The organism is Mesorhizobium sp. WSM4849 (assembly GCF_055811385.1).
Window position 1 is genome coordinate 99407 of the sequence record NZ_JBVVPW010000007.1, and the last position, 23634, is coordinate 123040.

Genomic DNA, 23634 nt, shown 5'->3' on the forward strand with positions numbered 1-23634 from the left:
CGGCGCGCTCCTAGCGCTGAGTCAAGAACGCCGCCGCGCATCATTTGATCCGTATCAACATGGCCAGTGCCGACGCCAATAGGCTTCAGGCCGTTACGTCGTGCCGGAACATGGCGATCGCGACATGCCTGTGTGGTCGCCAACTTTCTTCCGGAGGACGCTAAGAAATACCGCCTGAACACCGGAAAAGCATCACCGCGGAACGCATCCATGACCTGGCTGGTTATATCCAGACGCTGCAGCAGTAAGGGCCTGATGGCGTGGAATTTCAGCGACCGCGCTCGTCGGATTCCAAGGGTTCGATACAGATTGATACAGATTAAAGAGGCACCCGATGATCGTCGAAGATCAGGAATCCGTGGCCGCGATGTTGATGAACCCCTCTGCATATGGCGAGAGCGGGCCGGTCGAGGCGATCGAAACCCATATCTCGCGCATCTTCCTGGTTGGCCAGCGCGCCTACAAGATCAAACGAGCAGTCAAACTGCCCTATGTCGACTTCTCGACTGCGGTCCTGCGGCTCGCCGCTTGCGAAAAGGAGGTCGAGCTCAACTCCAAGACCGCGCCCGGCCTCTATCTGGGTGTGCGGCGCATCACGCGAGAGGCCGGCGGCAAGCTCGCCTTCGACGGAAGCGGCGACCTGGTCGATGCGGCGATCGAGATGGTCCGCTTCGACCAGTCGAAGCTGCTCGATCGAATGGCAGTCGGCGGCGAACTGACGCCTGCGTTGATGACGGCGGTCGCGCGCATGGTCGTGCGCTATCATCGCGGCGCGCCGGAGGTCCACAACGGCAGCGGATCCTCGAACCTGGCAGGCGTGCTCGCCATCAACGAAGCCGGCTTTGCCACCAGCCATGTTTTCGAAGCAGCCGAGATCAAGGCATTCACCGGGATCTTCCGCACCGCCCTCGGCCGTCATCGCGAGCTGCTCGACCGGCGGGAGGCGGCAGGCAAGATCCGGCGATGCCACGGCGACCTGCATCTGCGCAACATCTTTCTCTTCGACGGAGAGCCCCGCCTCTTCGATTGCGTCGAATTCAATGACCAGATCGCCAGCATCGATGTGCTTTACGACCTGGCCTTCCTGCTGATGGACCTTTGGCGTCGCGGGTTTCCGGAACTCGCCAACCTGGTGATGAACCGCTACCTCGACGAAGCAGACGACGAGGACGGCTTCATTCTCCTGCCGTTTTTCATGGCAGTGCGGGCCGCAGTGCGCGCGCATGTCACCGCAACCCAGATCGAGGAAGGCGGTGACGATTCCGGCGGGCTGATTGCCGAGGCCAGATCTTATTTCGAGCACGCTCGAACACTTCTCCAGGTAAGGCCGCCGCGGCTGATCGCCATCGGCGGCTTGAGCGGCTCCGGCAAGACGGCCGTTGCCGAGGCACTCGCCGCACATGTCGGCGCGCCGCCCGGCGCGCGCATTGTCGAGAGCGACCGCATCCGCAAAGCGATGCACGGTGTGCCGGCCGAGACGAAGCTGCCGGACAGGGCTTATCGACCTAATGTGTCGGACCGCGTCTACCGCGAAATGGCATGGCGCGCCGACCTGATCCTTTCCGAAGGCGGTTCGGTGGTCGCCGATGCCGTCTTCGACCGGCCGGCCGATCGCGACCGCATCGAGAAGGCGGCAAACGGCAGAGACCTTGCTTTCGCCGGATTCTGGCTGGAGGCGGATCCGCTTGTTCTTTGGCGACGGGTAAGCGAGCGTCGGGGTGGCCCTTCCGATGCCACCATCGATATCCTTTCGCGGCAATTGCAACGAAAGGCCACCCAGTCCACTTGGCGCAAGGTCGACGCCGATCGAAAGCTCGCCGATATCGCCGCCGAGTTGGCAAGCGTTTCGGAAGCGGCCGCTGCTGCGCAGGGTGCTCCACTCAAGACAGCATCGTGGCGGCGACGCGCATAAAGATGGGTGAATGGGCATGACGCAGGAAAAACTGGTGGTTTGCGGCAAATGCGGCGGGGTCAATAGCCTGCCGCCTGGACGGGATGCCGGGGACGCGAAATGCGGAAAGTGCGGCTCCAAGCTGTTCTCGGGCCATCCCGAGGACGTCGACGCACAGAGCTTCGATCGCCACGTCAAACGAAGCAGCCTCCCCGTCGTCGTCGACATCTGGGCACCGTGGTGCGGCCCCTGCAAGATGATGGCGCCGGCCTATGAAGCAGCAGCAAACGAACTGGAGCCGCATGTTCGCCTGATCAAGCTCAACTCCGATAATGAGCAGGCCGTTGCAGCCAGGCTCGGCATTCGCAGCATCCCGACCATGATCCTCTTCCATGGCGGACAGGAGGTTGCGCGCACATCCGGCGCCATGACGGCGGGGCAGATCGTCAGGTGGGTCCGCGATCACCTGCCGACGGCCGCGGCCTGAAAGCCGTCACGCTGTGGATGATCGCCGCTGGCCGCATCAGCAAGCGAGCGCAGAAAGCCATATGATGATCTGAGGGCTATGACAAATTTCATATGATGACCTCGCTTTTGACCCGCACTGGGAGTATGGATCCTCATGACCCGGCAAAGTTTGGAGGACCCATGCAGCAGGCCGAACATCGAACGTCCCGCAGGTCGTTCGTTTCTCAGGTCGCAGATGCGCTGCGCGGCCAGATCGAAGCCGGCTTTTATGCGCCTGGCGACAAATTGCCGACAGAACCCGCGCTGATTGACCGGTTCGGGTTCAGCCGCACTGTCGTCCGGGAGGCCATTGCCGCGCTTCGCGCCGACGGGCTGGTGGAATCGCGGCAAGGCGCCGGCGTCTTCGTTCTCGGCCCGAAACCCGTCGACGAGGGATTGAAGCTCTTCACCGACGAAACGAACAAGATCTCGGACATCATCGAAGAGCTCGAGCTGCGCATCGGCATCGAAGTCGAGGCAGCGGGCCTTGCTGCAGCCCGCAGTTCGCCGGCGCAGGAGGCCGAAATCGAGGCCCAGGTCGAAAGGTTCGCCGATCTCATGGCGCAAGGACAACCCACCGACGAGGCGGACTTCCAGTTCCACTTGGCGATTGCCACCGCAACCAACAACGCCAGGTTCAAGGCATTCCTCGAACATATCGGCCGGCGGATGATCCCGCGGGTGAAGTTCAAGACGATGATGGGCGGCATCGATCCCTTGCCCAATCGCGACCATCCAATTCTGGAGGAGCACAGGGAAATCGCCGATGCGATCCTCGCCCGCGACCCGGAAAAGGCGCGTGAGGCGATGCGCCGCCATCTGGTGACGGGGATAAAGCGCTATCGTGCCCTCACCGTCCGGCGCTCGACAAATCAAGACAACACCAGCAGTTGACTCGTCCGCATACTCATCATATGAATCTGGATGACATCATATTAATTGTGGGATGAGTTCCTTTGTCGCCAGATGAAATCAAGTCGCGTGTCGCTTCAGGGCTGCTGTCGTTTCCGGTCACACATTTCAACGAGGATTTCAGCCTCAATCTCGAAAGCTATCGCGCGCATGTGGAATGGCTGTCGGGGTTCGGTGCCGCTGCCCTGTTCGCGGCCGGCGGCACGGGTGAATTCTTCTCCCTGTCGCCGGAAGAGGTCGCCGACGTTACCCGTGCTGCCAAGGATGCCTCGGGAGACGTGCCTATCATCGCCGGCTGTGGTTACGGCACGGCGCTCGCCACGGAAATTGCTCGCCGCGCCGAGGCTGCGGGGGCCGACGGTCTCTTGCTTCTGCCGCATTATCTGATGGAGGCCTCGCAAGAGGGGATATTCCGGCATGTCAAAGCCGTGTGCCAATCCACCGGCCTAGGCGTCATCATCTACAACCGTGCGAACTCGGTCGCCAATGCCGACACGGTTGCCCGCCTTGCTGATGCGTGCCCAAACCTCATCGGCTTCAAGGACGGCACAGGCAAGATCGATCTTGTCCGCCACGTCACCGCAAAGCTCGGCGATCGGCTCTGCTACATCGGTGGCATGCCCACGCATGAGCTCTTCGCCGAAGGCTTCAACGGCGCCGGAGTGACGACTTATTCCTCTGCGGTCTTCAACTTCGTGCCGGAATTGGCACAGCGCTTCTACAGGGCGATGCGGACAAGCAATCGCGCTGCGATGGAAGAAATCCTGCACAGCTTCTTCTTCCCCTTCGCGGCTTTGCGCGATCGCGAGCAAGGTTATCCGGTGTCGATCATCAAGGCAGGCGTCGAACTCATCGGACGGACACCCGGTCCCCTTCGGCCGCCGCTGACGGATCTGAAGCCGGAGGAGAAAGACATGCTGCGCGGACTGATCGCGAAAATCGCCGGCTAGTCGCCGGGAGATCGGCAAATTGTCGGACGAACGCGCCGAGGAGGTTCGCCCGTCGCACGACAGCCAGAACGGAAGATCCCAAGCGGAAGATCAAAGGGAGGAGAGACATGAATAGAAGCGTTCATACGATTGCAGCTGTCGTATTGATGACCGCTGCCGCGCCATCGGCTGTCGCACAAGAAGCGGCGCAGGAAATCCGTATCGTCCTGCCGGAGCAGCCGGCCAATCTGGAGCCCTGCGGCACCATCATCACCAATGTCGGCCAGATACTCAGCCAAAACGTCGTTGAATCGTTGACCGTCATCGATCCGACCACCGGACAACCTCAGCCGAAACTGGCGACCGAATGGACCAGCGTGGACCCGACGACTTGGCGGATCAAGCTGCGCGAGGGCGTGAAGTTCCAGGACGGAACGGAACTCAACGCGGATGCGGTCGCATTCTCCATCAACAGGATGATCAGCGGCAAGATCACTTGCAGCAACATTGCGAAATTCGGCGATGCCAAGCTGACGCTGACGCCGGTCGACGATCTGACCGTCGAGATAAAGTCGGACAGGCCCGAACCCATCATGCCGACGCTGTTGAGCGTGGTCATGATCGTCTCGCCGAAGACACCGGTCGACCAGGCGGTGAACGATCCGGTCGGGACCGGCCCGTTCACGCTATCGACCTTTTCCCCGCAAACCGTGGTGCTGGACGCGTTCGATGGCTATTGGGGCAAGAAGCCGGAGATCACCAAGGCAACCTATGTCTGGCGGCCCGAATCATCGATTCGAGCGGCCATGGTCGAAACCGGGGAAGCCGACCTGACGCCGTCGATTGCCATCCAGGACGCCAGCAATCCGGAGACGGATTTCGCTTACCTGAACTCCGAAACCACCGCCATCCGCATCGATGCCGCCGAGCCGCCGCTCGATGACCTGCGCGTCCGCAAGGCGCTCAACCTGGCGATCGACTGGGAAGGCCTTGCCCAGCTGTTCGGCGACGACGTCAAGCGTGCGTCGCAAATGGTCGTTTCCGGGATCAACGGCCATGACGATGCGCTCGAGCCTTGGCCGTACGATCCGGAAGAGGCGAAAAAGCTCGTCGAAGAGGCGCGCGCGGCGGGTGTCGCGGTCGACACCGAGATCAAGCTCATCGGGCGAAACGGCATCTATCCGAACGGCGCCGAAGCGATGGAGGCCATGATGACGATGTGGCAGGACGCCGGCCTCAACGTCAAGCTTACCATGCTCGATGTCGCCGACTGGCTGCGCTATCTGCAAAAGCCGTTCCCGCCGGAGCGCGGCCCCAATCTCCTGCAGATGATGCATGACAACAACAAGGGCGATGCGGCCTTCACGGTTCCGATCTTCTACCGATCGAGCGGCAGCTACTCGACCTTGGCCGATCCGGCATTCGACAAGGAGATAGACGCGGCCCTGGCGGCGACCGGCGAGGCCCGCACGAACAGCTTCAAGGCGATCTTCGGCAAGGTCCGCAACGAAGTGGTGGCGGACATCCCGATGTTCCATATGATCGGCTATACCCGTGTTGGCACCAGGCTGGAATGGAAGCCCGATATCACCACCAACAGCGAAATACCGCTGGCCAATATCGCTATCAAAAAAGACTGAGTGATACGGGGGCGCTGGGTCCGATCGTGACCCTGCGCCCTGACCCGTTGCCTCCGTCGATATCCGTCCAAGGGCATCCCAAATGATTACCTATCTTGGACGCCGCGCGTTCCACAGCATCCTGTCGGTCATAGGTCTGTTGACGCTGGTCTTTTTCCTGACACGGCTTACCGGCGATCCTTCCGCCTTGTACCTGCCTCTGGACTCGACTGCGGAAGCTCGGGCCGCGTTCGCGCGGTTGAACGGCCTCGATCAGCCGATCTATTGGCAGTTTCTGGATTATTTGCGCGATCTTCTGCAGCTGGATTTCGGTGAATCGCTGCGCCAGAACCGCTCGGCGATGCAGGTCGCGCTTGAGGCGTTCCCGGAAACGCTGAAACTTGCCGCCGTCGCGATCACCCTGTCGACCGCTTTGGCTATCCTTGTCGGTTCTCTGGCGGCCGCGCGGCCGGGCAGCATCTTCGACCGTGTCGCCAGCTTCGTCTCCCTGGCCGGCGCAAGCGCGCCGGATTTTTGGGTCGCCATCGTCGGCATCCTTGTCTTCGCCGTAGGGCTCGGGCTTTTGCCGACATCCGGCACCGGAAGCTGGGCGCATTGGATCATGCCCAGCTTCGTGCTGATGCTTCGTCCCTTCGGTCTCCTGGTGCAGGTCGTGCGCGGAACGATGCTGTCCGCACTTGCCTCTCCATACATCAAGACCGCAAGGGCCAAGGGCCTGCCTCGTCAGAAGATCATCTTCGGGCATGCGCTTCGCAATTCGCTGCTGCCCGTCGTCACGGTCGCCGGCGACTTGGCGACCAGTCTCGTCAACGGCGCTGTCGTCGTGGAATCGATATTCGGCTGGCCCGGCATCGGCAAGCTGATGATCGACTCGATCATCCAGCGCGATTTTGCTGTCGTCCAGTCGACCATTCTGGTGACGGCTACCGCCATCTTCATCCTGAACATCGCGATCGACCTGCTTTATGCGGTTCTCGATCCGCGCATCCGGTACTGAGCCATGACGATCATCACCCCCGACATCAAGCCGGCGGCCGTTCCAGGCAGCGGCAGCGTGCTTCTCTCCTTTTTGAAGCGCGACAGGCTTGCGCTCGCCGCCGCTATTTTCCTGGCGATCGTCGTCATCGCGGCGGTCCTCGGCCCGTGGCTGGTGGGCGACGCCGCTTCGCGGCTGGGGCTGCGCCAGCGCAATCTCGCCCCGTTCTCGCTGGCCAGCGGCTGGATCTATGTCCTCGGCGCCGATACCCTCGGCCGGCCCATCCTGGCCAGGCTGATTGTCGGCGCGCAGAACACGTTCGGCATTGCCGCGGCTGCGGTATTCGCGTCGATGCTGGTTGGCGGAACGCTGGGCCTGATAGCGGGCTATTCGGAGCGCTGGTACAGCCATCTCATCCTGCGCCTGGCCGATGTCGTCATGAGCTTTCCCTCGCTGCTGCTGGCGCTCATCGTGCTCTACACGCTGGGCCCGAGCATCACCAACCTGGTGATCGTTCTCGCCGTCACGCGCATGCCGATCTACCTCAGAACGGCGCGCGCAGAGGTGCTGGAGCTGCGCGAGCGCATGTTCGTCAGCGCGGCGCGAGCCATGGGTGCGAAGCCGACCCGGATCATCGTCCGGCATATCGCACCCCTGGTCCTGCCGACACTTGTGACGATTTCCGCCATTGATTTCGCGACCGTCATTTTATCGGAATCGGCGCTGAGTTTCCTTGGCCTCGGCATTCAGCCACCTGACTTTACCTGGGGTGCAATGGTGGCAAACGGCCGCGGCTATCTCGCCACCGCCTGGTGGATCGCATTCTGGCCGGGTCTTGCGATCATGCTGACGACGCTGTCGCTCAACATCCTCTCGAACTGGGCGCGCACCGTCGCTGATCCGCAGCAACGCTGGCGTCTTCAGACATTGCGAAAAGCTGCCCGATGAGCAACGCGACCATTCTCAAAGTCGAGGGCCTGACCGTCGATTTCCTTTCGGACGATGAGCCGGTACGCGCCGTCGACGATGTCTCTTTCCACGTCAGCCGTCGCGAGACACTGGTGATCCTCGGCGAAAGCGGTTCGGGAAAGAGCGTCAGCACCAGCACGGTGATGGATCTCATCGACTGTCCGCCAGGCGATGTCGTGGCCGGTTCCTGCCTCTTCGATGGCGTCGAACTCTCGGGCCTCGGTGCCGAGGCGCGCCGAAGCATCAACGGCCGCAGAATTGCGATGATCTTTCAGGATCCGCTCGCCTATTTGAACCCCGTCTACACGGTGGGGCGCCAGATCGAGGAGGTATATGAGAGCCACGGCGCGGGAGCCGGCAAGGACGCACGCGCCAAGACCATAGAGCTGCTTCGGCGCGTGGGCATTCCAGAGCCGGAAAACCGCGTTGACTTCTATCCGCATCAATTCTCGGGCGGACAACGTCAGCGCGTAATGATTGCCATGGCGATCGCGCTGAAACCGGACATCCTGATCGCCGATGAGCCGACGACCGCTTTGGACGTCAGCGTGCAAGCGCAGATTCTCGATCTGCTGCGTGATCTCCAGCGCGAGACCGGCATGGCGTTGATCATGATCACCCATGACCTCGAAGTCGCCGCGTCCATGGCGGACCGGATTATCGTCATGAACGGCGGCAAGGTTGTGGAGACAGGCATCGCCAAGGAGGTCTTCAGCAATCCGCAGCACGCCTATACGCGCCGCCTCATCTCCGCCCTGCCCCACGGCAACGCAGCGGAGGCGCCGAACAAGCGTTCGACGACGACCGCCGACGAGACCCTGCTCAAGGTGGAACATCTCACCAAGCACTATGTGCTTGCTTCCGGAGCCTTCAGCAGCAAGCGGACGTTCAAGGCGGTGGACGACATAAGCTTCGAGGTCAGGAGAGGAGAAACGCTCGGCATCGTCGGCGAGTCGGGCTCCGGCAAATCGAGCGTCGCACGCATGCTGTTGGGGCTGAACGAGCCAAGCGCCGGCAAGGCTGTGTTTGCCGGTGAGAACATCTTCGAAATGAACGAGAAGCGGCTTATGGCGTTTCGGCGCAAGGTCCAGATGGTATTCCAGGATCCGTACGGATCGATGAATCCGCGCATGCGCGTTTATTCGATCATTTCCGAACCCTGGGTGATCCACCGCGATATTCTGTCGAAGAACAGGTGGAAGGCTCGAGTGGCAGAGCTCCTGGAATTGGTAGGGCTGTTGCCGGAGCACGCCGACCGCTACCCGCACCAGTTTTCCGGGGGCCAGCGACAGCGCATCGCCATTGCGCGAGCGCTTGCGAGCGAGCCGGAACTGATCGTCTGCGACGAGGCGGTTTCGGCGCTCGACGTCTCTATCCAGGCGCAGGTGATCGACCTTCTGTCCGACCTTAGGACCAGGCTCAGCCTCTCCTATATTTTCATCACCCACGACTTGCCGATCGTGCGCCATTTCGCGGACCGGATCATGGTCATGAAAGATGGAAGGATTGTCGAAGAAGGCCAAACCTCGGCGCTGTTCGGGGCGCCTCGCCACGAATATACGCAAAGCCTGTTGCAGGCTGTGCCCAGGCCCAAATGGCTTACGCAAGCCCAATAGTCCGGGCGATGCGCGAACAACGCCTGGCAGTGCCAACCGCGCGTCGCGGAGACTTCTGCACCGGCCCGGGTTTCATCCTCCCGCAGTCAACCTTTGAACAGCCGAACGTCAAGCTCGAACGGATCGACTCGTACGATTTTGATTCGGGCCGCGGCAGGATGACGAGGATTGATGAGCACATTCTCGTCTGGTCCGTCCGAGATCGGGACAATGGCTGACGGAACACAGAACAGAGCAGCGCTGACGCTGTTCAGCCCCTCATTGCCGAGCCGAATCCGCCGACTTGAGTCGGCGGATTGTTCGGCACTATGATCAAACCGCACTGCCGGAGGATCTGCCGATGCCACAACGCCCCTATGATGAGCGCCTGCTCCGTCAGGCGTTCGAAGTCGCGCGCAGGGCCCGCGATGCTGGCGAACATCCCTTTGGTTCGCTCCTCGCTGACAAAGACGGCAATGTGTTGCGCGAGCAACTCAACGGTTACAAATCCGGAGGGGGCGACCGCACCGCTCATGCCGAAAGGCTGCTGGCCTCGTGGGCGGGGATGAATTTCAGTCTCGAAAAGCTGGCCTCCTGCACACTTTACACTTCGGCCGAACCTTGCGCGATGTGCTCCGGGACAATCTATTGGGCGGGCATCGGAAGGGTTGTCTTTGGGCAGAGCGAACATGACGTCAAAGGGTTGACGGGTGCACACGTCGAGAATCCCACACTCGATCTCCCCTGCACGATCGTTTTCGAAGCTGGGCAGCGTCCGACTGAAGTCGTCGGCCCGCTGCTTGCTGATGAAGCGGCGCAACTCCACGCCGATTTCTGGGAAGACAAGTAGCTCAATTGGCGCGCGCGGAAAACGAGTGAGTGCTAGGCGATGTCGTCGCGAATGCAGGCCTTCAGATGGCCATCGGACGTTGTTGCCCGTAATGGCGGGACGATGCCGGCGCAAGCATCCAGGGCAACCGGGCAACGGGTTCGGAAAACACACCCGGTTGGCGGATTTGCCGGGCTTGGAATGTCGCCCTTCAGCACCTGCCGGCCCTGCTTGGCCAGTGGGTCGAGCGACGGAATGGCCGAAAGCAGCGCGCGCGTATAGGGATGCTGCGGCCGGGCATAGAGCGCGGCAGCATGCGCGACTTCCATGATCCGGCCGAGGTAGAGAACGATCACCGTGTCGCAGATATATTCGACGACGGCCAGGTCATGCGAAATGAACAGCATGGTCAGACCGAGCCGGACCTGCAGGTCGCGCAAAAGATTGATGATCTGCGCCTGGATCGAGACATCGAGGGCAGAGACCGGCTCGTCGGCGACGATGAATTCGGGTTCGAGCGTAAGCGCCCTGGCGATGCCGATGCGCTGACGCTGCCCGCCCGAAAATTCGTGGGCGTAGCGGTCATAGGCGTCGACCGGCAACTCGACCGCGGCAAGTGCCTTCTCCGCCCTCGCCCGCCGCTCGGGCCTGTTGCCGATGCCCTGAATATCCAGGCCTTCGGTCAGGATCTGCCCGATGGTCATGCGCGGCGACAGACTGGCGAACGGATCCTGGAAAATATATTGCATCTTGCGGCGCTGGCGAGTCAGCGAGCCGGCGCTCAGCTTGGTGATATCGACGCCGTCAAATCTTATTTCGCCGGACGTCGGCTCGATGAGACGCAGCACCGAGCGGCCGATCGTGGTCTTGCCCGATCCGGATTCGCCAACGAGACCGACCACCTGGCCGCGCGCAATGTCGAAGGAAATATCTTCCAGCGCCCTGACGACGGGACCGCGCGAGAACGCCGTCGGCGCAAAATGCTTGGTCAGCTTCCTGACCGAAAGGAAGGGGGCGTCCACTATCAGAGATCCTCCCAGCGCAAACAACGGCTTTGCTGGGTCGGTGTCGCCGCGAACAATGGCGGTACAGCAGTGCGGCAGGCATCGACAGCCAGGGCGCAACGCGGCGCGAAGGAGCAGCCATTGGGCAGCAAGGCCAGCGACGGAACATTGCCGGCGATGGTCGGAAGTGGCGTTCCTGCTGCCTTCAGCGTGGTGGCCTGGCCGAGCCGCGGCACCGAACGCATCAGCCCGGCGGTGTAGGGATGACGCGGACGAGTGAACACCTCGCTCACCGGACCCGATTCCACGATGCGCCCGGCATACATCACCGCGACCCGGTCGGCGATCTCGGCAACGACGCCGAGATTGTGCGTGACGAACAGAATGCCCATGCCGCGTTGCGCCTGCAGCTCGGCCAGCAGGTCGAGAATCTGGGCCTGGATGGTGACGTCGAGCGCAGTGGTCGGCTCGTCGGCGATCAGCAAGGTCGGATCGCAGGACAATGCCATGGCGATGGTGGCGCGCTGGCGCATCCCTCCCGACAGCTCATGCGGGTATTGCCGCGCCCGCCGATCGGGATCGGGAATGCCGACCTGAGCCAGCAGTCGCACGGCATCAGTGGCCGCATCACGATGCGACTTGCCGAGATGGATGCGGATCGGCTCGGCGATCTGTTCGCCGATGGTGTAGACCGGATTGAGGCTGGTCATCGGCTCCTGGAACACCATGCCGATGTCGTTGCCGCGCACCTTGCGCAGCGACTCAGGATCGAGGCCGGTCAGCTCGGTGACAGTGCCGTCCCTGCGCCGCAGCGCGATCGATCCCTCGGCGATGCGCCCGATCTTCTTCGGCAGCAGGCCGATGATCGACAGGCTGGTGACGGATTTGCCCGATCCGGACTCGCCGACCAGCGCGACCGTCTCGCCCGAACCTATCACCAGATCGACGTCCTGCACGGCGGCGATGTCGCGTCCGGCGATACGGAACACCGCCCGCAGACCGGAAATCGAGAGGATCGGAGCGTCCACGGTCAGCGGAGCAATCCGACGTCGCGAAGGATGATTTCGACCTTTGCGGTTTCCTCGTCGTTCAAGCTGCGTTGCGGCCGCGCCATGGTGTTGGAGGCGATGATGCCGAGGCTCTTCATCGCGCTCTTGAAGGCGCCGACGCCGGCCGAGCCGGCGCTTGTCCTGCCGAGCGAGATCCAGACGATCTCGAACAGCTTCAACAGCCGCTCCTGCTCCAGGCGGGCTTCGGCGTGCTGACCCGCCTGCATCAGGTTCCACAGCCTGACGTAGCCGTGCGGGTCGACGTTGGCGAGGCCCGGCACGACACCATGCGCACCCATGGCAAGCACGCTGTCGACCAGGATCTCGGACCCGGTCATGCCGAAGAAACTCGGATCGTTGGCCATGTCCTTGAGCACATAACGCAGATTGCCGTCATCGCCGCTGGAATCCTTGATACCGGCGATAACGCCTTCGCTGGCAAGGCCGACGGTGGTCCTGCGCTCCAGCTTGACATGGACGCAGACCGGGATGTCGTAGGCGATGATCGGGATATCAACCGCGTCCTTGATATAGCGGAAATGATCGCCGATCTCGGGCTGGCTGGTGCGGGTATAGAAGGGCGCTGTGACCACAACAGCGTCGGCGCCGGCCGATCTGGCTGTCCGGGCGTGGTTGATGACACGATCGGTTGTCGGGTCGATGACCCCGGCGAAGATCGGAACGCGGCCGTTGTTGACCTTGACCGCGTGCTCGATGATGGCCCTGCGGCCGGCCTCGTCATGGAAGACTACTTCGCTGGTCGAGCCGAGCACGAAGAGCCCGTGGACGCCGCCGTCGAGCAGGTTTTCGATCGTCCGGGTGAACGACGGCAAGTCGACACTGAAATCGGAATGGAGCGGGGTGACGACAGGTGGCACGACGCCGGTAAACAGGGGCATTTTTGAAAAAACCTTCAGGTCAGTTGAGATCGGAACGGGGGTCGAATGCATCGCGCAGGCCATCGCCGATGAAGTTGATGGCCAGGACGGTGAGCACGAGGACGGCGCCGGGAAACATCCATTGCCAGGGATATTGCTCGAGCACCACGGTGGAGCGGGCGAGATTGAGCATGTTGCCCCAGCTGGCTTCGGGCGGCGCGATGCCGAGACCGAGGAAGGAGAGACCGGCTTCGAGTAGAATGGCGTTGGCGATCTGCAGCGTGGCATAGACGACAAGAATGTCGATGCAGTTCGGCAGGCCGTGACGGAACAGGAGATGCGGCAGCCCCGCCCCCATGCCACGGGCGGCGACGACGAAGTCACGCTCGCGCAGCTCGAGCAGCCGGGCGCGCACCATGCGCGACAGCACCGGCCAGGAGAGCAGCGAGATCACCAGGATGGTCGGCGCAATACCGGTGCCGGCAATCGAAGCGAGCACGAGCAGGAAGATCACCGGCGGCAGCGTCATTGCGAGATCGACGAAGCGCATCACCGTGCCGTCGACAAGGCGCCCGCCGAAGCTGGCGACAGCGCCGACCAGGAAGCCGATGACGATCGATATGGCGACCGAGCATACGGCGACCAGCAGCGAGATCCGCCCGCCTTGCAGCAGCCGGGCCATGACGTCGCGGCCGACGCCGTCGCTGCCTAGCCAATGAATGGCGGACGGTCCCTTGTTGATCGCCCTGAGATCGATGGAGTTGGGGCTGAACGGCCACCATAGAGGATAGGTCGAGACTGCCAGCAGGATGGGGACGACGATAAGCAGACCGGCGCGCGCCGCACGGTTCTCAAAGAAGCGGTCGACCGCGCGGCGGAGCGGTCCCTTGGTTTTCGGCACGGCTGTCGGGTCTGGCGCGGTGATTGTCATCACGACACCTGAATGCGCGGGTCGACGACGGCATAGACAATATCGGTCAGGAGATTGACCAGGATGACGCAGATGCCGATTACCAAGGTGGCGCCCATGATCACCGGGTAATCCCTTGTGCCGACGGCGTTGACCAGCAGCAGGCCCATGCCCGGCCAGTTGAACACGCTTTCGAGGAAGATGGCGCCGCCGATCGCGATGCCGACCGTCGAGCCGATCAGGGTGATAACAGGTAAAAGCGCATTGCGGGTCGCGTGCTTGATGATCACCCAGAATTCGCGCACTCCCTTGGCGCGCGCGGTCCGCACATAGTCCTGGTTGAGCACTTCCAGCAGCGACGCGCGCATGTAGCGCATGATCAGCGCGGCGTGTCCGATGGACAGCAGGCAGGCGGGCAGGACGAGATGCGCGAGCACGTCCGATACGGAAAAAGGTGCGCCGGCGGTCTGCATGCCGCCTGATGGCGCCCAGCGCAACAGCACCGAGAAAAAGTACAGCCCGAGAAGTGCCGTCAGAAAAGCCGGGCTGGAGATGCCGACGAAAGAAACCACCGACAGAGCGATGTCGGGCAGCGTGTTACGGCGGACGGCGCTGAAGATGCCGGCGGAAATGCCGAGCACGATGGCGATGGCCAGGCCGGTGCCCATCAACAGCGCGGTTGGGCCGATGCGCTCCATGACCAGCGGCAGCACGGCAACGCCGCCGCGCTGGATCGAATAGCCGAAGTCGCCGCCGAGCGCGGCGCGAAGCCAGGCGAGATATTGCACGGGAAGCGGCTGGTCGAGCCCAAGCCGGTCGCGCAGGACTTCAAGGTCGGAAGCAGACATCGGGCTGGACGGGTTGATATAGGCGTCGATCGGATCGCCGGGCGCCAGCCGCAGAAGGATGAAGATGAGGACGCTCAGGGCGACCAGCATCAACAGTCCTGTAGCGCTGCGGCGGGCAATGAAACTCAGCATTGGCTATCCGTGGTGATGGTGAGCGGGGCCGGCATCGTGCCGGCCCGTTTCATTGGCGCGCCGGCGTGGCCCGCCAGCCGTTTTACTGGATATCCCAGCGTTCCGGGTGAGCCGCATAAGGACCGCCGGCCGGCGCCGGCGTCCAGACAAAGTCACGCAGCTTGTTGGAGGCGACGCCATAGCGATTGGCCACCCATAATGTCGCCCAGGGCAGATCCTTGTTCATCACCTTGCAGACTTGCTGCCAGGATTGATCGATCTTGGCCGGATCGGTCTGGCCGAGCGCGGCGTCCAATGCAGCGCTGAGATCGTCGAACTCGATGCGCATGGTGTTGAAGCCTGCCGGCGGGATCTGGGACTTGTTGAGACCCGGGCTGATGCCAGCCGGATTCGGGCCGTTCTGCAGGCCGGCATAGACCATCGCAAACGCGTTCCAGTCCGGCGTGCCTTCCTTGTAGACGATGCCGTTATAAGTCGGCGTATCGACGACGCGCGGCACCACATTGATCCCGACCTCGGCCAGCATCGACTGGATGGCAGCCATCACATTGGCCGCTTGCGGCGAGCCGTAATAGGTCAGCAAGGTGATCGGCTTGTCGCCGTTGATCTTGTCCCAGCCAGCCTCGGCAAGCAGAGCCTTGGCCTTTGCCGGATCATAGGCATAGGGTTCGAGGCCTTCGGGAAGCAGGTGCGGCGCGACGTAGCCGCAATTGGCCGGTTTGGCCGCCCCGCCATAGAGGCTCTCGATGATCGCATTGCGATCGATCGCGTACATGATCGCCTGGCGCACGCGAACATCCCTAAAGAGCTCGACCTTCTGGTTGAGGCCGATGTAGTTGACCACATAGGAGGCGCCCTCGATCACCTTGAAATTGCTGTCGCTCTTGAAGGATACCGCATCGTCGGGCTCGACATAGGTGAACTGGATTTCTCCGGCGCGCAGCGCGGCAACGGCCGCCGCCGGGCTTTCGAAATACCTGTTGATGAGCACGTCGACCTTCGGCTTGCCGCCGCGATAGTCGTCATCCGCGGCCAGTTCGACATATTGATCGCTAACATAGCGCTTGAACTTGAAAGGGCCGGTGCCGACCGGAGTGGTGGACCACCAGGTGCTTGTGGCCAGCGTTTCCGGCGGCATCGCGGCCAGGGCATGCTCCGGTAGGATCATCACCTGCGAGAGAACCGACAGGAAGGAGCCGTTGGGCTTCGACAATTTGACGACCACGGTGCGATCGTCCGGCGCGTCGACCGACGCGATGTCGCCGAGGCGCGCGGCAAACAAACTGCCGGAGGCTTTGTTCCTGGCGAGCTCAAGCGTGAACTTGACGTCCTTGGATGTGAACGGCTTGCCGTCGTGCCAGCTCTCCTGGGCAAGGTTGAACGTATAGGTCAGCTTGTCGTCGCTGACCTTGTAGCCCTTGGCCAGATCGCCTTCGAGTTCGGTCAGATCGGCGTTGTAGATGACCAGCGGTTCAAAATAGGTGCTGAGCCAGGTAAAGCCGCCGGTCGCGGCCAGCGGATTGAAGTTCTTGGGAAAGCCGCCGGGCCCGACGTCGAAGCCCCCGGTGATGGTCTTGGCGTCCTGTGCCTGGACGCTAGTGGCCAGGCCGATGCCGCCGAGCAGCAGTCCGGTAACGGCCAGATGACGAGCGATAGTCTTGATGCGCATGGTATTCCTCCCTTTGCATTGTCAGGTAGTCCGGCGTTGGGTCAGGTAATCCGGTTTTTGGCGATGACTTGCTGAATACCCCTGTAGTGGTCGTCGAGGCGCTCGCGCGCCCGGTCGACGTCCTTGGCGGCGACGGCCTCGACGATCTCGTGATGGTCGCGCCACGTCGCCAGCGGTGTCGGATTGTCGAGGCTGGTGAAGTTCGAGGCCTTGTTGAACGCCACCCAGAAGATGTCGATCAGCGCGCTCAGCATGTGATTGTTCTGGCAGCGGAACAGCAGCTGGTGGAACTGCTGGTCCTCTTCGGCAAAGCTCTCCTGGCGCTCGGCGCGCCGCCGCATGCTTTCGGTCAGCTGGCGCAGCGCGGCGATGTCTTCGGCGCTGATCATCTCGATCGTCTTGGCGATCAGGCCGGTTTCAAGGACCCGGCGGATCTCGCGCAGCTCCTCGACGTCGCGCAACGAGTCCTGCAGGCCATATGCCAAATTATCCAGCAAGGGCTTGAACGAGAATTCCTTGACGAACACACCGATGCCGCGACGCGTCTCCAGAATGCCGATCGACTCCAGCGCCTTGATCGCTTCACGCACCGAGTTGCGGCCGACGCCGAGCCGCTGCGCCAGGAAGGTCTCCGGAGGCAAGGGGTCCCCCGCCTTGAGCTTGTTGCTCTGGATATATTTCCTGAGGCTCTCCTGCACGCTGACGTGAAGCAGCGGCGGTCGGGTCAGCGGTTCGATCGATTTTTGTTCCGAGATCAACTTGGTCTCCGAGATCGATTTGGGTTCCGGCATTTTGCTCCCAGAGCCGCTGCAAATGCGCCCGATGGCGCGTCGCAAAAGCGGTCGATGCTTGTAGCATAGCAACTTGTAGGATATCCTGCAAGCAAGAGGATTACATCGCTGAATGAAGATAGTTCTGGCCGGCTCAAGCCATTGGCACGCCGAAATGCATCTCGACGCCGCAAAGTCTTGTGGCGCCGAGATTGCCGGCATCTGGGATGAGGACGCGGAGCATGCGCGCGCCTTCGCGGCGCGCCATCATTTGCCGTTCATCACCGATTTTGCGAAAATCCTCTCCAACCCGCCCGACGTGGTCCTGTTGATGGGACATCCTTCGACGGTGCCGGCGCTAGCGCGTGCCGTCATCGAAGCCGGCATACCGCTGATCCTGGAAAAGCCGGCGGCGAGCAGCACCGCAGCGTTGGCCGCGCTGCGCGACTTGGCGAGGCAGCACAAGGCGTTTGTCAGCGTTCCCCTGCCCAACCGTTTTGGGCCGGCCGTCACTGCCTTTGAACGGCTGCGCAGCCAAGGCCGCGCCGGTGCGGTTGCGCATTGCCAGTTCCGGCTGGTCAACGGCCCGCCGCAGCGCTACGCGGCCGAAGGCGTTGCCTGGGTCGTGGATCCGGCGATCGGCGGCGGCGGCGCGCTGAGGAACCTAGGCATACACGGCGTCGACGCCGCGCTCGGTCTGGCAACAGGCGGGCTTGGACTGAAAGCCGTTTCGATCGAGAACCGCATTCACCGCGCCTTGGTCGAGGATCATGCGCTGCTTATGCTGGAAGACGCTGCCGGAACGTTGTTCATCGTCGAGGCCGGATACACTTTCGCGTCGATGCGCCCCGGCGGCGACTTCGAATGGCGCATCGTCAGTGAGAATGCGACCCTCATCGACTATGGCGACCGCGCCATCTGTGCGACGCTCGACGATGGCGCTATCGTCGACCTGGCGATCGAATTGCCGGCGACGCGCTACCGGCTGTGCATGAGCGACACGCTCGACCGGCTGGCTCGAACGGCGCCGCCGGCGACTTCAATCGATGACTATGTTGCGGCGATGTCGCTGATCGACGCCGCGTATGACAAGGCAGGACGATGATTGGAATAGGCATTATCGGAGCCGGCGATTTCGGCGCGGCCCACGCAAGGGCAATCAAGCAAGTGCACGGCCTGCATCTCGTCGCATCGTGCCGCGGGAACAACGATGCCCTGGCCGCCTTCACCAGCGAACACGGTGGTCGCGGCTACACCGACTGGCGCAAGCTGCTGGACGACAGGGATGTCGACGCCGTCCTCATCGCCAGCCCTCACCATCTCCATGCCGAGATGGCGATCGGTGCGGCAAAGGCCGGCAAGCACATCATGCTCGAAAAGCCGATGGCGCCGACGGCGGCGGCCTGCGATGCGATCAATGCCGCCGTGGCCGCCGGTGGCGTCAAGCTGATGGTCGCCCATCTCATGCATCTCGCCCTGCCCTGCATGGCCGCCAGGCAGGCGCTAGAGGAAGGAGCGCTCGGCCGGCCGCTCATCGGATCGAGCTGGATCATCAAACTCTGGATGGAGCACAATCGCCGCGACTGGCATCTGCGCAAGGCGACCGGCGGCGGCATGCTGTTGACCGCCGGCATTCATGCGCTCGACCGCCTGGTCTGGCTGATGGATGACGACGTCGTGTCGGTAAGCGCCATGCTCGGCGCCAAGTTCCATGACCAGGAAGCCGACGACACCGCCCTGCTCGGACTGCGCTTCGCCGGCGGCGGGCTCGGCCAGGTGCAGAGCGTCGGCTATCGCAATGGCGCGGCCGGCTACGCTATGGACCTGGTCTGCGAGCAGGGGACGCTGCGCATCGACATGGACCGCGGCACGATGCTTGGCCGCGATACCACCTGGATCGACCTGCCCGGTTCGTTCGAGCCGAACTGGATGCACAATGCGCTGGTGCGTGAGTGGAGCGCGATGCGCGATGCCATTGCCGACGACAAGCCGGTGCCGGTCGACGGCGCCTATGGTCGCAAGATCATCGGCATCATCGAGGCCGCCTTTGCGTCGAACGAAACCCGGCGCGAACACGAGATCGCCGGTGCGCGCTGAACCGGACGACCACCTGAGCCACTTGCCCGCACACGCGCCGCGCGGCGTCTGGGGCGCGGTGATGCTGGCCATCGACGATCGTGCAGCGATCGACTGGGAGGCGACGGGCGAGACGGTCGCACGGCTCTGTGCATCAGGTGTCGATGGCATCTATTCCAACGGCACGGCCTGCGAATTCCACTGCCAGACCGAACCCGAGTTCGACCGTCTTTGCGACCTGGTGGCCGCGATAGCCGGCCGCTCGCGCCTGCCCTTCCAGATCGGCATCAGCCAGTCCAATCCGCGCGTCGCGCGCGAGCGGTTGATGCGGGCATCGGCGCTTCGCCCGGCGGCAGTGCAATTCACCTTGCCCGATTGGTGGCCGCCCAGCGATGACGAGGTCATGCGCTTCGTCGGCGGTCTTTGCGAGACCGCGCCTGACATGCCTCTGGTGCTATACAATCCACCGCACGCCAAGCGCCGCCTGATGCTCCAAGGCATCGCCGGGCTGCGTGCGGCCGTGCCGTCGCTGGTCGGCGCCAAGCTGCCGGGCGGCGACGCCAGCTGGTACGCCGACATGCGCCGCGAACTGCCGGGATTTTCGATCTTCGTGCCCGGCCATACGCTGGCGACTGGGTATGCACTGGGCGCCCACGGCAGCTATTCCAACGTTGCCTGCCTCAACCCGAAGGGCGCGGTGACGTGGTGGCAGATGATCCGCACCAACGTCGCAGCCGCTGCCGAGGTCGAGAAGCGCATCCAGGCTTTTCTCGCCACGCACGTTCTGCCTTTTCGCGCTCGCTACGCTGTCAGCGATGCGGCGCTCGACAAAGCGATGGTGGCGGCCGGCGGCTGGGCGCCGCTTGGCCCGCGACTGCTCTGGCCCTACAGCTCGGTTCCCGACGAGGAGATCGCGACGCTGGCCGAAGCCGCACGCACGGCCTTCCCCGAATGGTGGCAGTGACCGTCGGTTTAGGGCGCTGCGGCCGCACGTCGCTCATTCGGACTGCATTCGACTTCCCTAAGTGGTGGCACGTCTGGAAATCCATCTACGCTGGCCATCAGTTCCAAATACCGTTGCGCCGACGCGGCCCACTGAAATCGGGCCGTCCTTGCGCGACCGCGTGCGATTAATTTGGCTCTGAGGCCTTTTTCGTGGACCAGGCGCATGAAACAATCGAACCATGCATTCTCATCGCAAGGTGATGCGTACAAAACCGCATCCCCGCCGATTTCGGGCAGACTGGCACGGTCCGACATGACCACCGGACATCCAAGTGTCATGGCTTCGAGGGGCGGCAGTCCGAAACCCTCAACCAGGGAGGGGAACGCGAGGCATAGGGAATCGCGCAGAAGTGCGCCGAGTTCCGCGTCCGACCTTCTTCCCAGCCAAATGACGTTCGTCGACGTCTTGTTGCCAATGCTGCCGAAAACACGGGGCGTTGACGCGCCCACAACAACAACCCGTAGCCCCGCCGCGGCAAGGCGGTCGTGCATGCCAATGATCAAGCCGACATTTTTGTGCGGGATAGAACTGCCGAGTACGACGATCGTACCAGGGCCGGCAACTGCCAGGGTTTGTTCCGAGTGACAAGAAGCCCATCGCAGCGCATGTTCATGCCCGTTACCCACAACCTCGGCCTTTGCCGCCGGGCACACGCCATAGCGCGTCAGTTCAGCTGCAGAGTATTGCGATACTGTCGCGACCTTAAGCGCGGTCCTGCCCAAGGCAGGAATTAAGGTGCGGTAAAGAAGCCGAAATGGAAATGAATAACTCTGTGGGCATGCCCGTGTATTGACGTCGTGAATGCACAGCACCTGCCGGCGTACGGCGAGAGGGCCCGTATTGCAGAGGCTGAGCAGGCCGCCGCGAAGATAGGCCGGAAGCACAGCTTGCTCCCATGCATGCCCCCCGAAGCTGCCGACAGTCCTGACACGGATCGCGGCTAAGGACAATTTGTCAAGCGTCCCCGGTGGGACCAGCAACTCGACCGTTAGATCCCGCGCCAAGGGAGCTTGGCCCACGATCAAGGCATCCAGCGCCGAAACGATCTCGCGTGCGTACCGCTGAACTCCGGTGGTCGGCTGCGCGAGAAAACGGCCGTTGATCGTCCAATGTCGTGTCATCACAGGGTTTTGGTCACCAGCGCCATGTCTCAGTTCCGCGACTTTGGACGACCAAGACGGCAGGGTCATCTTGGCCTTTGGGACGTAACCGGTCGTTTGCCCGAGAGGCTTCCCGGCAGCTCTCATCCGAATGGCGTGGCAAATCATGGGCGTTTACGCCAAATGTTTGAGGTTCGGCGTGGCGCGGCAGTGGTAGACTGCGTTCGGCAGTGCGGCAGGTCTCAATCGTCGTGCTCGGATGGATGTCAGGCAGAGTTCAGCGAATGGAGTGATGCCGAAAATGTCTGGCGCAAGACAAGCATGTTCGCGCTGATGCAGCGGCCGACCAATCCATCGCAACCAGGTTCCATTAGACGGGCCGTCGCCGCGACCAGACGTCTTTGGACAACCCTGGCATGCCTGCTTGGCATGACGGCTTCGTGCGCAGCGGATTTGCTATGGGGGGTGAACGGCCATCCCTTCAACGCCTATCCTGGGATATCGATCGAACAGCAACTCGACTATATCCGCGACCTCGGCATGAAGTCGTATCGCGTCAACATTTCCAGCGCCGACAGCGCCACCAAACTTGCCGAACTGGTCAAAGCGGGCAAGGAGCGCGGAGTCCAGATCCTACCGGTAATCACGCCCGAACTAGACCTCGACAATGAATCCGTCGATGACCTCTATGCGCAGGCCTACGATCTCGCGTCGACACTCGTATCCCGCTTCAAGGACGACATCCGCGTTTGGGAGCTTGGCAACGAGATGGAGAACTACGCTATCTTGATGCCCTGCGAGATGCAGGACAGCGGAATACAATACAACTGCTCCTGGGGCCCTGCCGGGGGCACCGAGACGTCCGACTATTTCAGTCCGCGCTGGGCGAAAGTAAGCGCAGTGTTGCGCGGTCTATCGGATGCAACCGTCGCAGTGGATCCGACCATAAGAAAAGCAATGGGAACGGCCGGCTGGGGTCACCGCGCAGCGTTCATCCGCATGCTGCAGGACGGTATCAAATGGGATATATCGGTCTGGCACCTTTACGAGGGTGACCCGGAGGAAGCATTCAAATTCCTGGCGACGTTCGGCCAACCCATCTGGCTGACAGAGTTCAACTACAGCGGCGGCAGCCAACGAGGGGAAAAGCAGCAGGCCGAAGGTCTGGTCCAGATCATGACGCTCCTGCGCAGATATCAATCTCTATATGGATTGGAAGCTGCCCATATCTACGAACTACTCGACGAGACGTACTGGGCGCCAAGCTACGAGGCCTTTATGGGCCTCGTCCGCCTGAAGAAGCGTGACAACGGGCTATGGGCGCCGAGCGGGCAAAAGCTGGCATATGATGCCGTAAAGAAAGTCATTGCGGACGGCGATGCCGGCTTGAGTTCGCCGACGGTCTCGACGAAGAGCTTGCCGCCTGCGGCCCAGACGTCGGTACCCCCCATTGCCGATGCCGGTGCATTTCACCCCTGTTCGCTTGATGCGTTCGACAAGTCTGCCTTCAACCATGCCAACCAGATTGCATATGCTTACTGCCTAATCTTGCGTCGCATGCCGTCTCCGACCGAGCAGTGGCGCGAGGTCGTCGCGATGAAGAAGGATCCATCTATCTTTCCGACACTGACGAAGATGTTGCTTTCGGTCGAATTCAGGACTGACAATCAGCCAGTTGGGCTTGGAAATGCGCAATTTGTGGCCCTTCTCTATCGGACATTGCTGGGACGGGAGCCAGACGGCCAGGGGCTTTCTGCTTACGTATCGAAACTGGACAGCGGCGAGGTAAGTGGAGAACAGATCGTGGCGGAATTGATCCATTCGTATGAGTTTCGCTCGAGACACACGGTTCTGTTTCAGAACGAGACTCAGCAGGGGGTTCAATGAACGTTTTCGGCCGACAGGTCGTCACTGGCGCTGTTTGGGCTGCTGTCAAGACCTGGG

At 62.1% G+C, this 23634-nt stretch carries 21 protein-coding genes; 13 read left to right on the forward strand and 8 right to left on the reverse strand.

Annotation, left to right across the window (positions count from 1 at the left end; translation table 11 throughout):
* Positions 1-334 precede the first annotated feature (334 nt).
* From AC0L3L_RS09580 to AC0L3L_RS09620, 9 genes are all read left to right on the forward strand, one after another.
* Positions 335-1912 carry a bifunctional aminoglycoside phosphotransferase/ATP-binding protein gene (locus tag AC0L3L_RS09580; RefSeq protein WP_473637376.1) on the forward strand — a complete coding sequence of 526 codons (1578 nt, stop codon included), beginning with the start codon at positions 335-337 and terminating at the stop codon, positions 1910-1912.
* 16 nt (positions 1913-1928) lie between these two features.
* A complete protein-coding gene (gene trxC / locus AC0L3L_RS09585; RefSeq protein ID WP_473637377.1) occupies positions 1929-2378 on the forward strand; it encodes a thioredoxin TrxC in 450 nt (149 codons plus the stop codon).
* Positions 2379-2539: 161 nt separating this feature from the next.
* Positions 2540-3292 carry a FadR/GntR family transcriptional regulator gene (locus AC0L3L_RS09590; RefSeq protein ID WP_473637378.1) on the forward strand — a complete coding sequence of 251 codons (753 nt, stop codon included), beginning with the start codon at positions 2540-2542 and terminating at the stop codon, positions 3290-3292.
* A gap of 62 nt (positions 3293-3354) precedes the next feature.
* Positions 3355-4260 carry a 5-dehydro-4-deoxyglucarate dehydratase gene (kdgD, locus tag AC0L3L_RS09595; RefSeq protein WP_473637379.1) on the forward strand — a complete coding sequence of 302 codons (906 nt, stop codon included), beginning with the start codon at positions 3355-3357 and terminating at the stop codon, positions 4258-4260.
* Between the two features lie 107 nt (positions 4261-4367).
* Positions 4368-5879: an ABC transporter substrate-binding protein gene (locus AC0L3L_RS09600; RefSeq protein WP_473637380.1), complete on the forward strand. Its 1512-nt coding sequence runs from the start codon at positions 4368-4370 to the stop codon at positions 5877-5879.
* Positions 5880-5961: 82 nt separating this feature from the next.
* Entirely contained in the window at positions 5962-6876 is a 915-nt protein-coding gene (locus AC0L3L_RS09605) for an ABC transporter permease (RefSeq protein WP_473488775.1), read from the forward strand.
* A gap of 3 nt (positions 6877-6879) precedes the next feature.
* Positions 6880-7803, forward strand: coding sequence for an ABC transporter permease (locus AC0L3L_RS09610; protein WP_473637381.1), 924 nt, complete (start codon positions 6880-6882; stop codon positions 7801-7803).
* Positions 7800-9440, forward strand: coding sequence for an ABC transporter ATP-binding protein (locus AC0L3L_RS09615; RefSeq protein WP_473637382.1), 1641 nt, complete (start codon positions 7800-7802; stop codon positions 9438-9440). The genes AC0L3L_RS09610 and AC0L3L_RS09615 overlap by 4 nt, the downstream gene beginning before the upstream one ends.
* A gap of 340 nt (positions 9441-9780) precedes the next feature.
* On the forward strand, positions 9781-10269 hold the full coding sequence (locus tag AC0L3L_RS09620; RefSeq protein ID WP_473637383.1) for a nucleoside deaminase: 489 nt from the start codon (positions 9781-9783) through the stop codon (positions 10267-10269).
* Between the two features lie 32 nt (positions 10270-10301).
* Here AC0L3L_RS09620 and AC0L3L_RS09625 read toward each other — a convergent pair whose 3' ends face one another.
* The 7 genes from AC0L3L_RS09625 to AC0L3L_RS09655 all read right to left on the reverse strand — a co-directional run bounded on the left by AC0L3L_RS09625 (position 10302) and on the right by AC0L3L_RS09655 (position 17529).
* Complete coding sequence (locus tag AC0L3L_RS09625; RefSeq protein ID WP_473637384.1) at positions 10302-11270, reverse strand: ABC transporter ATP-binding protein; 969 nt, start codon at positions 11268-11270, stop codon at positions 10302-10304.
* Positions 11271-11272: 2 nt separating this feature from the next.
* Positions 11273-12280: an ABC transporter ATP-binding protein gene (locus tag AC0L3L_RS09630; protein ID WP_473637385.1), complete on the reverse strand. Its 1008-nt coding sequence runs from the start codon at positions 12278-12280 to the stop codon at positions 11273-11275.
* Positions 12281-12282: 2 nt separating this feature from the next.
* Positions 12283-13200 carry a dihydrodipicolinate synthase family protein gene (locus tag AC0L3L_RS09635; RefSeq protein WP_123149250.1) on the reverse strand — a complete coding sequence of 306 codons (918 nt, stop codon included), beginning with the start codon at positions 13198-13200 and terminating at the stop codon, positions 12283-12285.
* Between the two features lie 19 nt (positions 13201-13219).
* Positions 13220-14110: an ABC transporter permease gene (locus tag AC0L3L_RS09640; RefSeq protein ID WP_473488770.1), complete on the reverse strand. Its 891-nt coding sequence runs from the start codon at positions 14108-14110 to the stop codon at positions 13220-13222.
* Positions 14110-15069, reverse strand: coding sequence for an ABC transporter permease (locus AC0L3L_RS09645; protein ID WP_473637386.1), 960 nt, complete (start codon positions 15067-15069; stop codon positions 14110-14112). The genes AC0L3L_RS09640 and AC0L3L_RS09645 overlap by 1 nt, the downstream gene beginning before the upstream one ends.
* Before the next feature lie 82 nt (positions 15070-15151).
* On the reverse strand, positions 15152-16738 hold the full coding sequence (locus tag AC0L3L_RS09650; RefSeq protein ID WP_473488768.1) for an ABC transporter substrate-binding protein: 1587 nt from the start codon (positions 16736-16738) through the stop codon (positions 15152-15154).
* A gap of 41 nt (positions 16739-16779) precedes the next feature.
* Positions 16780-17529: a FadR/GntR family transcriptional regulator gene (locus AC0L3L_RS09655; protein WP_473488767.1), complete on the reverse strand. Its 750-nt coding sequence runs from the start codon at positions 17527-17529 to the stop codon at positions 16780-16782.
* Positions 17530-17641: 112 nt separating this feature from the next.
* Here AC0L3L_RS09655 and AC0L3L_RS09660 point away from each other — a divergent pair, with 112 nt between their 5' ends.
* The 3 genes from AC0L3L_RS09660 to AC0L3L_RS09670 are packed head-to-tail and all read left to right on the forward strand — an operon-like array spanning position 17642 to position 20548.
* Positions 17642-18613 (forward strand): Gfo/Idh/MocA family protein, encoded by a 972-nt coding sequence (locus tag AC0L3L_RS09660; RefSeq protein ID WP_473637387.1) that lies wholly within the window; start codon positions 17642-17644, stop codon positions 18611-18613.
* The gene (locus tag AC0L3L_RS09665) at positions 18610-19605 is read left to right on the forward strand and encodes a Gfo/Idh/MocA family protein (protein WP_473637388.1); all 996 of its coding nucleotides are present in this window, start codon (positions 18610-18612) and stop codon (positions 19603-19605) included. Before AC0L3L_RS09660 ends, AC0L3L_RS09665 begins: the two co-directional genes overlap by 4 nt.
* Positions 19595-20548 carry a dihydrodipicolinate synthase family protein gene (locus AC0L3L_RS09670; RefSeq protein ID WP_473488764.1) on the forward strand — a complete coding sequence of 318 codons (954 nt, stop codon included), beginning with the start codon at positions 19595-19597 and terminating at the stop codon, positions 20546-20548. The genes AC0L3L_RS09665 and AC0L3L_RS09670 overlap by 11 nt, the downstream gene beginning before the upstream one ends.
* 8 nt (positions 20549-20556) lie before the next feature.
* On the opposite strand, the gene AC0L3L_RS09675 is transcribed toward AC0L3L_RS09670, so the two are convergent.
* Positions 20557-21474 carry a glycosyltransferase family 4 protein gene (locus tag AC0L3L_RS09675; protein WP_473488763.1) on the reverse strand — a complete coding sequence of 306 codons (918 nt, stop codon included), beginning with the start codon at positions 21472-21474 and terminating at the stop codon, positions 20557-20559.
* A gap of 645 nt (positions 21475-22119) precedes the next feature.
* Here AC0L3L_RS09675 and AC0L3L_RS09680 point away from each other — a divergent pair.
* The gene (locus AC0L3L_RS09680) at positions 22120-23577 is read left to right on the forward strand and encodes a DUF4214 domain-containing protein (protein ID WP_473637474.1); all 1458 of its coding nucleotides are present in this window, start codon (positions 22120-22122) and stop codon (positions 23575-23577) included.
* Positions 23578-23634 lie beyond the last annotated feature (57 nt).